This is a genomic window from Synechococcus sp. CB0101 (assembly GCF_000179235.2).
Lineage (GTDB): Bacteria > Cyanobacteriota > Cyanobacteriia > PCC-6307 > Cyanobiaceae > Vulcanococcus.
Genome location: NZ_CP039373.1, coordinates 993078 through 1008021, shown reverse-complemented (window position 1 = coordinate 1008021; position 14944 = coordinate 993078). Strand labels below are relative to the sequence as shown.

Here is a 14944-nt window from a genome sequence, read left to right as displayed (position 1 = left end):
TGGCAGGTCCACCGTGGATCAGCCGCCGATCGTGCCGGGCAGTCCTACGCCGCGGGCCATCAGGGTGGCCAGTAAGGGAATCAAGGCAAAGCCCACCAGCTCGATGTTGAGAATCCAGGCCAGGCGATTGGCGAGGGCTTCACTCACCTGGGGCAATTCACCTTTGCGCAGCGGAATCGCCCAGAGGATGTAGGTGATGGTGGGGTAAAGCGACAGCCCACCCACGCTCAGATAAAGACCAACTTTCCACCAGAAGAGGGGATTTTCGGTGTAGAAGCTGCCGCCCTGGCCGAAGTACATCACCCGCAAGATGCCGCTCACCAACAGGGCTAGAGCAGCCATGCCGTACACCACATCGGTGATCACCATCAAGGTGGCGTCTTGCTTGCTGGGGTTGGGGCGGATCAGTCGCCGCTCAAGCACCAGGGCGCCGAAGCAGAGCATGAAGCTCAGGTAGTGGACATAGGCCACACCAGCTCTGGGCAGCACATCGCTGGGGAGCTCGGCAAGCAGGGCCGCAACGGCGGTCATGGGGCTGGGCTGACACGAAGGCACGACCGTAGCGGGCTTCTTCGCCGCCAGGGGGTGTTGCTGCCCTGTTCTCGTTGGCGCCCATGGTGATGGCTGTTGGTTGGCCTGGGGCTGTTTGCACCGGAAAGCTTCCACTTCTGATGTGGATCTGTGTCGCTCGTGGTGTGCAACTTGGGAAGCAAAGTTGAAACCTGGAAGCCTTTTGGTTGCTTTCCTCGTTGAGCGAAAAAGCTTCTAGGTTCAATTCAGTGGATCGAACCCTGCATGGCCAGCTCTCTGAGTGCTTTCCTCGGCGAAATCGGCCGCCATCAGTTATTGACTCCTGAGCAGGAGTTGATGCTGGGGCGCAAGGTGCAGGCCATGGTGGCGTTGCATGAGCGTTGCCACAGTGCTGGTGGTGTGGGGGAAGCCTGCTCCTACAACGACATCGAAAAGCGCACGATGCGGGTCGGTGAGCGTGCCAAAGATCAGATGATCGCATTGCATCAAGTACTTGTTACCGTCTTTAGTTGACGCTTGGTAACACTCCCTCTTCTGTCCAGGGTTTGGGTTCTGGTCTGTCTGCTGCACGCTCCAGGGCCTGCTGCACCCTGGCCACGCGCCAATCCCTGATTCGCCGCTGCAGCGTGCGTTTGTGTTGGGGGCCATAGCGCTCAGGGGCCAAGGCGATCAGCCTCTCCAGTAGCTCCTGGCTGCCCACATCCGGCTCTGCCTCCAACCACTGGGGGATGAGGGCTGCATGAACCTCAAAGGGATCCACACGGCTGCGGCGGCCTTGCCGCGGTTTGGGCTTTTTCTGCATTGGTCTGCTCTGGCGCCACAGCGCCTGTAAGCCCTGCAGAAAGCGCTCCAGCTCTCGTTTTTCTTCTTCTGGGGATTTCCAGGCAAGCGGATCACCCGCCATGGCGTTGGCGTGCTGGCCGCTGATCAACAGCGCTAACCGGCTCTGGCAGCTGCGCATCGTGGCTAGTAGCGCCACAGGGTCACACCGTTGTCTCAACTCCCTGAGGTCAGCGGCTTCCTGCTCGCCCAGCACACCGGTACGCAGTAGCTGCTGCAGCGGTGTCCGCGGCGGGTGGTGCAGCCGCTTGATCCGGCCTCCCTCCCGCACGCTGCTCTTGAGCTTGAACGACGGCTGAAACAGGTTCGTGAACAGCCGCAGTGCCGCGTACAGCTCAGCTAGCACCTGAGCGGCCTCCAGGCCCACCAAGCGCTCGTAGCCCACCACACGGCGGATCAGCACCCCGTTCTTCTGCTCCACCCAGGCCTGATCGTTGCTCTGGTAGGCGCGTGAGCGGGTGAGCTCGATCCCTTGCTCCGGTGCATCACACCACTGCTCCATCAGCGCATTCATGAACGCTGGATCGTTGTCGGCATCGATTCCACGCAACGGGAAGGGAAGTTGCTGCCGCAGTCGCTGGATAGCGGCCAACACCGAGGCCCCATCGCGCGTGATCACCGGCAGGCTCTCGCTCCAGCCCGTGGCGATATCGGTGGCTACCAGAGTCCAAATGAAGCGACCTTCCAGGCGCCCCCCGCAGTGGGCCACCAGATCGATCTCCAGCCAGCCGGGCTGCTTGTGGTCATCCCATCCCTTGAACGTGCGCACCTGCACGCGGCGGCGAACACCGCTGTGGGCCCGGGGAGGGCGTCTCCATCCATTGCCTCCACTGCTCTGGCGCACTGGGCCAGCAGACGGTCAATCGTGGCGCTGCTCATCATCAACACCCGTGCCCTCACCGACTGCTCCAGCTGCAGGTGACCGTGGTGCTCGAGTGATTCCACCAGCTGCGGAAGCAGCGCATGCAGGCGCTTGCCGCACAGCCGATCGCTGGCTTCCCACAGCGGTACCAGCGCCTCAACAACCTCCGGGCCGTACCGGCGGCGGTGTTGGCCGCGCCGGCTGCTCTGCTGCTGATCGGTTCGCTGGTTCAACCGGCGCAGCAGCGATTTGCGGTGATAGCCGCTCAGCGCCTCCAACTCATCCAACAGGCGCTGCTTCCAAGCGCGGCTCAGGCTCCGGTAACGCTCTGAGGCCGCACTGATCGCCAATGCAATCCGCTCACGTTCCCGCAAAGTCCCGGGCCGGCTTGGCTGATCGCCTTGCGTGTCAACCCGTGGAGGGTCCATGGGCAGTTGCTACGCGTGATGCAACAACCTTAATGGAGTAGCAGCTTTAAAGATGCAATGCGCCCGTCTGGTCATTCAGGCTTATCCGGTTCTAGTCCTCAGCAATGAATGGCTAGAAGAGATGTTTTGTGCAGAATGCGGCCAGAACCGGTGGTGCCATCTGACTCGAGATCATCAGGGCTCACTCGCGACTCGCTGGGCTCATCGTGACCTCTGGCAGCAGGTTGCCCATGTTGATCCATTGGTGCCGAATCCCAGCGTCGGGGAGTTCACACGACGTCAAGCGCGACGGCTGACGGATCGCCGCGCCGATGGGAAAAGGCTTTACGATTAAGGATGTACGCACAAACGCACTCTCTGCGCCTTGGGGCTCCCGGCGAGAATTGAGCGTGAGTCTCTTTGTTGATGGTCTCGTCGCAGTGGCTTTTGCTCGCATCGTCTTTATTTGAGCATCTGTTTTGATGGCCTTCCCAGGACTGCACCCCACAGGCTTGGCCTTTCCGTCTGATACGCAGAGGCTGACATGCGGATGCATTTCCCGGATACGAAAACGCAAGTCGACGCCCCCTCTTGCATTCTTGTATCCGCCATGATAGTATCGATCTCTATTGATACGCCATGGGCCCTGCCCACGCGCTCTTGTGCAGGCGGAACCATCTTTCGACCTTGAGATCCTTGATTATTTAGAGCTGTTTAACAGTACCGTGATCTCTGCTGAGTCTCTTGGCTTGTCCCAGAGCAGTTGTTCAAGGCGCTATCGCGCCTTCAGTGAAGCTTGGGAATTTGGATTTGACCGTATCGGTGACCGCTATCAGGCCAGTCGTAATCTCGATGTGCTACAGATCTTGAGGCAGGCGTCTCAGCGCAGTCGCGTTAGGCAGGGTCGAATTCGCTTCACGCGAGGCTGGCAGCTTGGACGTCAGCCTGTTCCATTGGTGAAAGGTTTAGGAGTGGAGCTCCAAATCAGGCCATGAACAGTATGCGGCTGCTCTCGCTTCTGGAGCGGCGACTACTGGATGTGGCCGTGATGGGGATCATGGAATTCCAGCATCTGCTGAATCATTCATTGTCCCGGCTCCGCTTGTCTAGGACGCCCATGGGGACGTCCATGATGTTCATCCCCATCTGTATGTGGGATTTGCAGTTAATTGCTCATAGAGACCATCCGCTTCAGGGGAGTCTTGAGCTTGATCTTGATGTGTTTGCTAATTACTCCTCTCCTGGTCTATCCCTTGGGACGGCTCCTGCGCTGATGTCTGCATTGCAAAGCCATGGCCTTGGATCAACCGCGTATCCGTCACCTCAGTATGAGGAGTCAGCTTGGGAAGGTTCTGCGTCTGACGGTCATTCATTGAGTTATGCAGCTCCTCATCTGTTGCCGAAACTTGAGCGTTACTATCAAGTGACGAGATTAAACTATGACCTTGATATTAGTGAATGCTTGGCCATTGTTGCCCATCGTGATGTCATTGCAGATCCTTCATTTAATGAAACCTTCAGGCATCTACACCAAAAGCTCGCCGAGGCTTTTTCGCCTTTCAAGAGCCAGATCGCTTGGCTGTCATGAGCGGCGTCAAATCCCGCAGGCTTCGCTGCCTGCATTTCCCTATGCCTGCCGCGACTCGACTCGGCTCAGTTTCTGTTTCGCCCCTAAAATTGGAATTAATATCCATGACCCGCCCAGTCCATGGCCGGTGAACGCTCCGTTCCTAGATCTTCCGTAGTGTTTCGGCGGGCCTTAATCGGTTGCGGTGCAATTGTGTGGGCTAGTTTCTCTAGTGGATCTGCTTTGGGTCTGCAAGTTGTGGCTCAGGGGGGCAAGCCAGGAGCATCTGAGAACTTTATTGTCACCCAAGATGCTTACATCCTGGGACCTGGTGATCAACTGCAGCTCACGATCCTTGATCCGGGGCGAAAGATTTAGGTGGAGTGTTTGAAATCCTTAATGACGGCAGCGCTAGTCTTGCACTGGTTGGAAATGTTGTGCTGGAAGGACTAACTGTTAATCAAGCTAATTTATGGCTCCAGACCCTCTATGGGCGCTATCTACTGCGGCCTGACCTGAACCTGAGGGTTGTACGTGCCAGGCCGATTCAGATTTCTGTCGTTGGAGAGGTCGAGAGCCCTGGTCTCTATTCACTTACAACAAGCGAAATTTCGCAGACCGAGGGTGGTCCAGCCAGTACCATCAGTGGCTTACCCACCGTGGTGACAGCCATTCAGAAGGCCGGAGGGCTGACCTTAAACGCCGACCTGACCAATGTGACCTTGGAACGTCGACTTCCTGGGGATAGACAGCAGCTGCGGCAGGCTCAGCTTGATCTCGCGGCGTTGTTGCAACGTGGAGACAAGCGCCAGAACCCCTTTGTCTTTGATGGTGACACGATTGTCATCGGCACTGCTTTGACGCCCAGTTCCGAGGTCATGGAACTGGCTGCAGCCAATCTCTCGCCTCAAAGCATTGAGGTGAATGTGGTGGGAGAAGTGGTCGAGCCTGGGCGGATTGAGGTGAAGGCTAATACCCCGGTTGTCCAGGCGATTCTGGCTGCTGGTGGTCCCAAAACATGGCGAGCCAAGCGCAGCGATGTTGAGTTGGTGCGCATCAATCGCAATGGCACAGCGACACGTGAGTTGTTTTCCATTGACTACTCACAAGGCGTCAGCAGTTCCCGAAATCCCCCTTTGCGTGATGGGGACACGGTCATTGTGAATCGCAGCAATTACGCACGCTTATCCGATGCGATCGGTGCGATCGCTACACCGGTGACCGGCCTCGTCAATATCTGGGCTTTGGTCAGGCTGATTCAGGACAACAACAACAACAACTGACCCATGAAACACTTCAGGCATCCCATTCTTTTGATTGCTCTTGCTAATGCAGGTCTTTGGAGCCTTCCTTGGCTTCTCGATCAATCACAATTGATCCTGGCTCGTTGGCGTGAGGTTCCCCAGTTTGTTGGCGGCACTGCAGAGCAGGATGTCGCGATGCGTCTGATGCAGCTGGGGGCACTTTCTGAGCGCTCCATCAATCCAGGTTCTGAACCCCTTTCCACACTGCCCCAATCTTCCCTGTCTAATCTTAATCCTATACGGCAAGATGAAGGCTCCCTTGGGATGCTGACTCTTGAGCTTGAACCTGTCAACAATCCACCGACTCCATCTGCTTCTCATCGATCTTCTCAAGCCCAGCCGGAACGTCCCGCATCTCATGAACTGCCCCGAACTTCCTTGACTGAGCCTGCATCGCTGATGCATCGCCTCAGGAATGCTGACGGGCTCGGAGGAGAAATCACCCTGGCTTCTCTCAAAGAGCCAGCGATGCCTGTCGCTGCACGTGCTGAACGGATGCAACAGCAGCGATCGGGCGACCCTCTTGCAGCGCTGCCGTTGCACTGGCGTACAGCGATGCGCGATCAATTGAAACCATCAAGGCCTGTCAGCCGTGTTGCGGTGGTTCGTGTTCCAGCTCCCGGTCTGCGCGAGCGGCAAGAGATTCCGATTGTCGTTGATGACCAAGGTCAAGGCGAGGCCTATGCCGCGCCCCGCAATCCCAAGGTCCAAGCTGTGTTGGAACAGTGGGCTGCCAAGCAGACACCTGCTGAGCCAGGAACAGTCCAAATTCTCCTCGTCGCTGCAGAGCCTCTGCCCTCCGAGGGTGAATGACAATTGCTGCATGCTCCTTTCGTTGACTCCCTTCGTGCATTGGTTCTGACGGCCCTGGCGATGGCGACCTATGAGGTCGATCTCATTGCTTGAGAAGGTTGTCCAGCAGCACCAGGTGTTGGGTCAACGGTTTGGTTCTTGGGTGCAGCCGTTTCACTTGAGCCAGTGCTTCAAACAGATCTAGGTTCTCCTTGCGGCATAAGGCGCCAATCGCCACCAGCGGTGAGCGCTCTTGGCCTGCATAGCAATGGAGATAGAGGGGTGGGGCCATGGTCCAAAGCTCAATGGCCATGTCGATCGCCTGTGCCAGATGATCAGGTTGAAGGGCGTCTGGATCGCGGTGGTCGCTCAGGCTGATGCGCCGCTGCTCCCATAGCGTGGGAGGTGACCAATCTGCTTCGTTGGCGGCACAACAGCTAAGAACGCTGCGGATGCCGTGGTTGCTGAGCGATTCCCACTGGTGACTGTTGATCGGTATCGGGCCAATTGCGAGTCTTCCTGATCGAATCCAAGTGATGCTTAGCGGCGCTCGTGTGCTCATGCTGCTCGCTCTGAGTGACTACTGATCTGGATCCGATCGGACAGCGTTCTTGTGACGGCCTTGGGACGCATAGCCCAACTAAACCTGTACCAGTTCAGAGAGGCGCTCACTCCTAAATGTTGCAGCTGCATAGTGTTATTCGCTCGGTGAACCCCTCTATCTATTTTCAGTCCGTCTCGTCCGTGCAGCGCATCTGAGGCGGCCATGATTGCTCTGTGAGAACGACAGCTTGAGCGACCGCTCGCGTCTTCTTGCCCTCCACGCCATAGCTGTATCTATCTGCGTTGTTCAGCCTTGATCCCTTGGGATGAATGGAGCTGACGTCCCGATTCTTTGAGCGCTTCTAGGCCTTCAGTCTTTTGATCTTGTCTTCTGATTGCTTCCTTTTTTCTTTCCTAATATCGATGTCTGCTTGTTTACTTTTGCTCACGGGTCCCCTGCTCCTGCTGCTCTGATGCCTGACCGGTTGTGTTGATGTCGTCCCCGCTCGTGCTGGTCACCGGGGGCGCTGGCTACTTGGGTAGCCACGTCGTCTCCGCCCTCACCTCAGCCGGCTACAACGCACTTGTCCTGGACAACCTCAGCGGCGGTAACGCGGACCTTGTTCTCCCCCATGCCTGGGCGCTGGTGGAAGGTGCTTACGGTGATCTCCCCCTTGTTCGCGCCTTGCTCGAGGGGAGCCATCCAGCGAACCCTGGACGCCCGGTGGCCGCTGTCGTGCATTGCGCCAGAGAGCGCTTTGCCGGTGCGGGAATGGCTGCAGCTGCCGTGCTTTGTCAGAGCAGCTTGGACGATATGGAGCAGCTGCTCGGTGCGTGCGTCCGTGCCGGTGAAACCCGAGCTGGGGCAGCCATTCCGGTCGTCTATGCCAGTGACGCTTCGGTGTATGGGGCGATGCGGGAGGGGCTGGCTCCTTTAGATGAGCAGGTCGAACTGCGCCCGTGCACCGCAGCCGGCTATTGCCACTGGATGAATGAGCAGCTGCTGCTCGACTACCGCGCGCACCATGACCTGCCCTGTTTCATCCTCCGGCGGTTTTGCCTTGCTGGAGCTGACCCGGCGGCTTCGCTTGGTGAGGATCACGTACCAGAGCAGCACCTGCTTCCCTCATTGTTTGAAGCGATGACGGGCCGGCGGGCGGTCTTCGAGCTCTACGGCAGCGACTACCCAACGCCTGATGGCACGTGTGTGCGTGACTTGGTTCATGTCCGTGATGTCGCCCGGGCCCACGTGCTTGCGGTCACCGGCCTGCTCCAGCCCAAAGGCGCCCCCTCCCTTCAGGAGGCTTACAACCTTGGCACTGGCCGAGCGGTCTCGGTGCTGGAGGTGATTGAACGGGCCAAGCAGCGCACGGGTCGCGGATTGCTGCTCCAGATGGGCGGGCGTCGCCATGGCGATGCGGCGTGCCTGGTGGCTAACGCTTCAGCGGCTCGTCGAGATCTGGGCTGGCGGCCGCGCTGGTCTGACCTCAACTCCATCGTGGATACGGCTTGGGAGTGGTATCAGCGCCGCTTTGCCGATGATCCAGAACTGTATGCATTAGCGCAGTCATCGGGTGGGCTCAAGCTGAAGCCCTCATCCCGTTGATCGGATTGCGTTCTGTCAATAGCCATCCCAACTCCAACACTCAGGCTAGCCGCTTGTTTGTGATGCATCCTTCATCCACCGAAGCGCAAATCTGGCGAGAACGCCATCAGATTCTCTACCAGTTGGTTCTCGATCTCGTGGAGGAGATGGAGCAGCTCAAGTTGCGCCTTGAGCAGCTCGAGCAGGCACGCCAGGAGCCCTGAGCGAGCCTCCTAGCTGCCTTGGCAACTTCTAGTCAATCAATTCATCCCTTCAGCATTCAGTCAGACCCGTCCGGCTTTTCATTCCCGATCGCTTGTTACCCATGACCAATCGGTCACGCCCCGTTGCGCTTATTACTGGTATCACCGGCCAGGATGGTTCCTATCTGGCTGAACTGCTCCTCGAGAAGGGGTATCAGGTGCATGGGATCAAGCGCCGAGCCAGCAGCTTCAACACCAGCCGGATTGACCATCTCTACCAAGACCCCCACGAGCAAGGCCGTGACGGGCAGCACCCGGAGCTGGTGTTGCATTACGGCGATCTCACCGATAGCACCAACCTGATTCGGATCATTCAACAGGTGCAGCCCGACGAGATCTACAACCTCGGGGCTCAGAGCCATGTGGCGGTGAGCTTTGAAGCACCGGAATACACCGCCAATTCCGACGCGCTTGGCACCTTGCGCATCCTGGAAGCGGTGCGGATGTTGGGGTTAACCCAGAGCACCAGGATCTACCAAGCCAGCACCAGCGAGCTCTACGGGCTGGTGCAGGAGGTGCCGCAGAAGGAGTCCACGCCGTTCTATCCGCGTAGCCCCTATGGCGTGGCCAAGCTCTACGCCTACTGGATCACGGTGAATTACCGGGAAGCCTACGGCATGTATGCCTGCAACGGCATCCTGTTCAATCACGAATCCCCGCGTCGCGGGGAGACCTTCGTCACCCGCAAGATCACGCGTGGGCTGGCGCGGATCGATGCCGGGCTCGAGGATTGTCTCTACATGGGCAATCTCGATTCGCTGCGCGACTGGGGCCATGCCCGCGATTACGTGGAGATGCAGTGGCGCATGCTCCAACAGGATCAGCCTCAGGACTACGTGATCGCCACGGGCAGGCAGGAAACGGTGCGCCGTTTCATTGAGCTCACGGCCGAGGCCTTGGGCTGGGGCGCGATCGAGTGGGAGGGTGAGGGCTTGGCTGAGGTGGGCAAGCGCCACACCGGTGAGGTGGTGGTGCGGATTGATCCGCGTTATTTCCGCCCGGCCGAGGTGGAAACCCTGCTCGGCGATCCCAGCAAGGCGCGAGAGCAGTTGGGGTGGACGCCCACCACCACGCTGGAGGAGCTTGTGGCGGAGATGGTGGCTGCCGATCAACAGGAAGCGCGCAAGGAAGCCTTGTTGCGCCTCAAGGGATTCCCAGTGGTGGGCTCGATGGAGAACCCACCCACCAATCCCGAGTCGGTGGCGGCGGCTCAGGCGGCGGCCCAACTGTCTGGGCCGGGGGTGCAGCGCTGATGGCGGTCCCAGCGGTATCGAGTACAAGCCCTGGCGGCTTGCTCACGCCCCGTGATCGCATCGTTGTGGCGGGCCATCGCGGCATGGCCGGCTCGGCCATCTGCCGTGCCCTGCGCCGCGCGGGGTATGGCGATGCAGCGGTTGGCGGTGCTCTGCTCACCGCTGCGCGCAGCGAGCTGGATCTATTGGATTCCCAGGCAGTGGAGCGCTGGTTTGAGCGGGAGCGGCCCTCAGTGGTGGTGTTGGCTGCCGCCAAGGTGGGTGGCATTCAGGCCAACAACACCTACCCGGCCGATTTTCTGCTCGAGAACCTCAAGATCGAAACCCATGTGATCGAAACCGCTTGGCGCTGTGGTGTGCGCCGGCTGTTGTTTCTGGGTAGTAGCTGCATCTATCCCAAATTGGCGCCCCAGCCCATCCGCGAAGAGGCTCTGCTCACGGGTGCCCTGGAGCCCACCAATGCCTGGTATGCGATCGCCAAGATCGCCGGGATCAAGTTGTGTGATGCCCTGAGGCGGCAGCACGGCTTTGATGCGATCAGCCTGATGCCCACCAATCTCTACGGACCTGGTGATAACTATCACCCCACCAACAGCCATGTGTTGCCGGCTCTGATCCGGCGCTTTCAAGAGGCTGCCGATAGCGGCGCGAGCGAGGTGCGTTGCTGGGGTAGTGGTTCCCCCTTGCGTGAATTTCTGCATGTGGATGATCTAGGCGAGGCCTGTGTGTTTGCACTCGAGCATTGGGATCCAACGGCCAGCGATGCACCTTGCGGCGACGATGGTGAGCCGCTCACCGTGTTGAACGTGGGCAGTGGCGCTGAAATCAGCATTCGCGATCTCGCCAACGCTGTGGCGCGTGAATGCGACTTTCGCGGCACGATCACCTGGGATCCCAGCAAGCCGGATGGCACGCCGCGCAAGTTGTTGGATAGCAGCCGGCTGGCCGGGCTGGGCTGGCGTGCGCGGATCTCGCTCGAACAGGGCCTAGCGAGCACGGTGACGGCTTACCGCCAGGAGTGTGAGGGCCAGTTGGCCCGTTTGGGATGACGATTCTGGTGCTCGGTGGGGCCGGTTACATCGGCTCCCACACGGTGATGGCTCTGAAGCAGCAGGGCTACCGCGTGGTGGTGCTCGACAACTTGGTGTATGGCCACGGCGATGTTCTCGAGCCCTTAGATGTGGCCTTGGTGCAAGGCCAGGTGGGTGATCGTGCCTTGCTGGAGCAACTGATCGGTGGCCACCACCCCGCCACTGAACAGGCCCCCGTGCAAGCGGTGTTGCATTTTGCGGCCTATGCCTATGTGGGCGAGAGCGTGGAGAGGCCGGCGCTCTATTACCGCAACAACCTGGCGGAATCGCTCACCTTGGTGGAGGTGTTGCTTGCGGAGGGAGAGCGGCGCGGCGAGATGATTCCGCTGGTGTTCTCGAGCACCTGCGCCACCTACGGCGTACCCGATCCGGATCAGATCCCGATTCAGGAGAGTTGCCCGCAGCGGCCGATCAATCCCTATGGCCGCAGCAAAGCCATGGTGGAGCAGCTGTTGGCGGATGTGGCCAAGGCCCACGGCCAACCATCGGTGGCTTTTCGCTATTTCAATGCAGCCGGCGCCCATCCTTCCGCTCTGGTGGGTGAGCACCACGAACCAGAAACCCATTTGATCCCGCTGGTACTGGATGTGATTAGCGGCCGGCGGCCGTACCTGCAGATCTATGGCGACGATTACCCCACCCCCGATGGCACCTGCATTCGCGATTACATCCACGTGTGTGATCTCGCGGATGCCCACGTGCTCGGCCTGAAGCAGATGCTCGAGCGGCTGGCACCCTCACCCACCTATCAGGTCTTCAACCTCGGCAATGGCACCGGGTATTCCGTGCAGGAGGTGATCGAAACCGCCAAGGAGGTGACGAAGCGCGGCTTGCTGGCCCATGTGGCGCCGCGGCGAGAGGGTGATCCACCGGTGCTGGTGGCTTCGGCTGCTTTGGCGATGCGTGAACTGGGTTGGATTCCCCGCTATCCAGAGCTGCGCACGATGATCGAGCACGCCTGGCAATGGCATCAACGGCGCTTTCGGGTTTGATGAGCCGTACTTCCCAGCCGGATCCCGAGCCCCGCTCCGCCCTGCGCGACTTTGAGCGCCGGCGGCAGAAGGTACAGGCGTTTGTGGATTGGGTGAGTGCCCATCTGCATCTGCAATTTCACCTGCGTCAGATCACCACGATGCAGGAGCTGGTGGCCTTCTCCAAGCGCCACCGCGTACCGCTTGATCATCTGGATGTGACGCTGTTTTATCGCGACTTCAACGAACCGTTTTGGCCGTGGTATGGCCGGCCCAAGCAAGTGCGGCGGCATTTTGCGCATTTAGGTCGGATGCCTTGATGGCCGCTGCCATGACGGGATTGCATCGCTTTATGCGTGATTTGCTCGACCGCCACGGCACCGCGCGGATCGATCAATGATGTGATCGCTGCTTTCTGCAGATCTCCCGCCTGGACCCTTGCCTTGATGGGTGATGCGCTTTGCATCGCCCCTTTTCTTTGACGTCACACCCTTTGGCTTTGTCCTCCCCCAGCTCCAACGGCAGTCGCCTGCAGCCGCCAGCGGGAGTTGCTCCGCCTGAAGGGCTGATGATGATGCCCGCCGTACCGGATGGCGAGATCAACCTCAAAGAGATCTGGATGGCGCTGCGGCGACGGCGGCGCTGGTTTTTGGCGGGCTTTGGCGTCACCCTGGCGATCACCGGGGTGCTCACGCTGGGGCAGCGCTTGTTTCGCCCCACCTATGAGGGCAGCTTCACCTTGCTGGTGAGTGATCCCCTCAGTGAAGATCGCCAATTGGGTGGCCCCAGCAATCAGCTCTCTGACCTGGCGTTGGTGAATCCAGGCACAGTGGACTTACCCAACCTGATTGAGGTGCTCACCAGCCCGATGCTGCTGCAGCCCTTAGCTAACGCCCAAGGGCTTGAGCCTGATGCATTGGTTGGCCGTGTCACGGCCCGCAGCGTGCAACGCGATGCGGATGGCGTGCTTAAAGTGAGCCTGCAATGGCGCAATCCTCAGCAGGGTGAGCAGCTCCTCAAGGCGCTGTCCCAGTCGTATCTCGCCTATTCGCTGCGCCAACGGCAGGAAAAGCTCTCGCAAGGATTGAAGTTCCTCGACGAGCAAGCACCCGGCCTGCAGGAGCGTGTGAGCCAGATCCAGCAAGAGCTGGCCAACTTCCGCCGCGCGAATGCTCTTCTGATTCCAGAGGATCGCGCCAAGCAAATCGAACTGGAACGGGCGGATCTCGAGGCGCGCGAGCGCCAATTGCAGCAGGGCCAAGCCCAGCTGGTGGGGTTGCAGGCTTCTGTAAGGCGCGGGCAACTGTTTTCGCCGCAATTCCAAGGAGCATCGGGTGTCAGCGGCGGCGGTGGGCTCAAACCCGCAACCGGAGCTGACCTCAGTGGTGCCCTAGCCAGTGGTGCCTTCAGCCAGCTGTTGGCTGATCTCACCGATGTGGAGAAGCAACTGGCGGAAGCCAGTGGCACCTTCCGCAGCAGCTCTCCTTTGGTGCGAAGCCTTACGGCTCAACGCAACAAGCTGCGGCCGCTGTTGCAGCGCCGGCAGCTCGACGCCGTGGCGTCTGCATTGCAGGAAAACGCGGCCCAACAGGCCGAGGTGCAACGTCAGCTGGCTCAGCTGGAGAAGGCGTTTCGGGTGGTGGGCCCTGAGCTGGTGAAGCAATACGACGCCTTGAATCAACGGCTGGAGATTGCCAGCGAAAACCTCAGCAGCTACCTCAAGGCACGTGAGAGCTTCCGCTTGGAGGTGGCGCAGAAAACACTGCCCTGGCAGGTGATCAGTCCACCGGAAGTTGATGAGACCCCTGTTAAACCCAACCTGTCGCGCAATTTGATGCTCGGCTTGCTGTTGGGTGCGATGGCGGGTGCCGGTGCAGCGTTGCTACGCGACCGTTTGGATCATGTGTTCCATAGTCCGCGGGATGTGGAGCAGGGGATTGATCAACCGCTCTTGGGCAGTATCCCCTTCCTGCCGCTGGAGCGTTTTCAGAGCGTTAATGGCTTGTGGGAGCAGCTCGATGATCAACAGCGCTTTGGCCTGAGGGAATCATTGCGCAACCTCTATCGCTCCCTGCAATTGGTGCGCGCCGGCGGCAACCTGCGCATGCTCGCGGTGACCTCAACCGCAAGCGGAGAAGGCAAAACCACCAGCGTGGCCTTGCTGGGCCAAGCCCTGGCCGATCTTGGCTTGAAGGTGTTGTTGGTGGATGGTGATTTGCGCCAGATGCAGCTGCATCAGCGTTTTGCCGCTGATGGGGCACGCGGCTGGAGTGAGCTGTTCACGGAGCATCCGCCAGAACTAGAGGCTTTGCTCCAGTGGCCTGAAGCCAATCTGGCGCTGTTGCCGGTGGGCCGGCGGCCTCCGGATGCAGCCAAATTGCTCAGCTCAGCGCGCTGCGGCGAGGTGATCCAGCAGTTGCGTGCGCTGCCTCAGTTTGATCTGGTGTTGTTCGACACCCCACCGGCTCTGGATCTGGTGGAGCCGCTGTTGCTCGGTGATCACCTGGATGGTTTGTTGTTTGTGGTGAGCCTGGGGCGGATTGATCGCAATCTGCCATCTCAATCGCTGAAACGGATTCAGGCCTCCAACGCTGATCTGTTGGGTGTGATCACCAACCAAACCCAACCCGCCGCCAAACTTTATGGCTATGGCTATGGCTATGGCTATGGCTATGGCTATGGCTATGGCTACGCACCTCAATCGTCGAAGCCCAATCCACTGAAGCAGTTTGAAGCGCAGTATCCCAAGCTCAAGCAGCTGCGCGAACGTGCTGAAGCGGGATTGCGCTGGTTGGATGAGCGCCGCTGACCCCTTTTCATCTCTGTTCATATTTATAGGGTCGATTGTTAAGTCGGCCCTCGATTCTTATCTTTGACTGCGAGTTTACGGCTCCTGCACCTTTGCCCGCCGAATTCAGTAGCCGGCTCTGCGTCT

The 14944-nt window shown here is 59.3% G+C and carries 14 protein-coding genes and 1 pseudogene; 11 read left to right on the top strand and 4 right to left on the bottom strand.

Going from position 1 to position 14944, the window contains the following annotated elements; genetic code table 11:
* Nucleotides 1-18: 18 nt before the first annotated feature.
* A complete protein-coding gene (locus CB0101_RS05460) occupies nucleotides 19-531 on the bottom strand; it encodes a DUF2214 family protein (RefSeq protein ID WP_010310207.1) in 513 nt (170 codons plus the stop codon).
* Between the two features lie 264 nt (nucleotides 532-795).
* Between CB0101_RS05460 and CB0101_RS05455 the strand changes: the two are divergent.
* A pseudogene (locus tag CB0101_RS05455) lies at nucleotides 796-1029 on the top strand (sigma-70 factor domain-containing protein); the annotation flags it as partial.
* 7 nt (nucleotides 1030-1036) lie between these two features.
* Here CB0101_RS05455 and CB0101_RS05450 read toward each other — a convergent pair.
* Both CB0101_RS05450 and CB0101_RS15615 read right to left on the bottom strand, forming a co-directional pair.
* Nucleotides 1037-2146 (bottom strand): transposase, encoded by a 1110-nt coding sequence (locus CB0101_RS05450; protein WP_246833836.1) that lies wholly within the window; start codon nucleotides 2144-2146, stop codon nucleotides 1037-1039.
* Nucleotides 2029-2583 (bottom strand): hypothetical protein, encoded by a 555-nt coding sequence (locus tag CB0101_RS15615; RefSeq protein WP_246833835.1) that lies wholly within the window; start codon nucleotides 2581-2583, stop codon nucleotides 2029-2031. Before CB0101_RS15615 ends, CB0101_RS05450 begins: the two co-directional genes overlap by 118 nt.
* 1057 nt (nucleotides 2584-3640) lie before the next feature.
* Here CB0101_RS15615 and CB0101_RS05440 point away from each other — a divergent pair.
* From CB0101_RS05440 to CB0101_RS05430, 3 genes are all read left to right on the top strand, one after another.
* A complete protein-coding gene (locus tag CB0101_RS05440; protein ID WP_136643996.1) occupies nucleotides 3641-4228 on the top strand; it encodes a hypothetical protein in 588 nt (195 codons plus the stop codon).
* 362 nt (nucleotides 4229-4590) lie between these two features.
* Nucleotides 4591-5490: an SLBB domain-containing protein gene (locus CB0101_RS05435; protein ID WP_246833834.1), complete on the top strand. Its 900-nt coding sequence runs from the start codon at nucleotides 4591-4593 to the stop codon at nucleotides 5488-5490.
* A 3-nt stretch (nucleotides 5491-5493) separates the two neighbouring features.
* Nucleotides 5494-6324, top strand: coding sequence for a hypothetical protein (locus tag CB0101_RS05430; RefSeq protein ID WP_136643995.1), 831 nt, complete (start codon nucleotides 5494-5496; stop codon nucleotides 6322-6324).
* Nucleotides 6325-6406: 82 nt separating this feature from the next.
* Here CB0101_RS05430 and CB0101_RS05425 read toward each other — a convergent pair whose 3' ends face one another.
* Nucleotides 6407-6865: a dual specificity protein phosphatase gene (locus CB0101_RS05425; protein ID WP_246833833.1), complete on the bottom strand. Its 459-nt coding sequence runs from the start codon at nucleotides 6863-6865 to the stop codon at nucleotides 6407-6409.
* Nucleotides 6866-7339: 474 nt separating this feature from the next.
* Here CB0101_RS05425 and CB0101_RS05420 point away from each other — a divergent pair, with 474 nt between their 5' ends.
* The 7 genes from CB0101_RS05420 to CB0101_RS05395 all read left to right on the top strand — a co-directional run bounded on the left by CB0101_RS05420 (nucleotide 7340) and on the right by CB0101_RS05395 (nucleotide 14818).
* Nucleotides 7340-8452 carry an NAD-dependent epimerase/dehydratase family protein gene (locus tag CB0101_RS05420; RefSeq protein ID WP_010306216.1) on the top strand — a complete coding sequence of 371 codons (1113 nt, stop codon included), beginning with the start codon at nucleotides 7340-7342 and terminating at the stop codon, nucleotides 8450-8452.
* A 62-nt stretch (nucleotides 8453-8514) separates the two neighbouring features.
* Nucleotides 8515-8655 carry a hypothetical protein gene (locus CB0101_RS15295; RefSeq protein WP_168187948.1) on the top strand — a complete coding sequence of 47 codons (141 nt, stop codon included), beginning with the start codon at nucleotides 8515-8517 and terminating at the stop codon, nucleotides 8653-8655.
* A gap of 101 nt (nucleotides 8656-8756) precedes the next feature.
* Entirely contained in the window at nucleotides 8757-9947 is a 1191-nt protein-coding gene (gmd, locus tag CB0101_RS05415; protein WP_010306227.1) for a GDP-mannose 4,6-dehydratase, read from the top strand.
* Nucleotides 9947-10996: a GDP-L-fucose synthase gene (locus CB0101_RS05410; RefSeq protein WP_029552844.1), complete on the top strand. Its 1050-nt coding sequence runs from the start codon at nucleotides 9947-9949 to the stop codon at nucleotides 10994-10996. Before gmd ends, CB0101_RS05410 begins: the two co-directional genes overlap by 1 nt.
* Entirely contained in the window at nucleotides 10993-12030 is a 1038-nt protein-coding gene (gene galE, locus CB0101_RS05405) for a UDP-glucose 4-epimerase GalE (protein ID WP_010306233.1), read from the top strand. Before CB0101_RS05410 ends, galE begins: the two co-directional genes overlap by 4 nt.
* Nucleotides 12030-12329 carry a hypothetical protein gene (locus tag CB0101_RS05400; protein WP_010306236.1) on the top strand — a complete coding sequence of 100 codons (300 nt, stop codon included), beginning with the start codon at nucleotides 12030-12032 and terminating at the stop codon, nucleotides 12327-12329. Before galE ends, CB0101_RS05400 begins: the two co-directional genes overlap by 1 nt.
* Nucleotides 12330-12583: 254 nt before the next feature.
* A complete protein-coding gene (locus tag CB0101_RS05395) occupies nucleotides 12584-14818 on the top strand; it encodes a polysaccharide biosynthesis tyrosine autokinase (RefSeq protein ID WP_136644245.1) in 2235 nt (744 codons plus the stop codon).
* Nucleotides 14819-14944 lie beyond the last annotated feature (126 nt).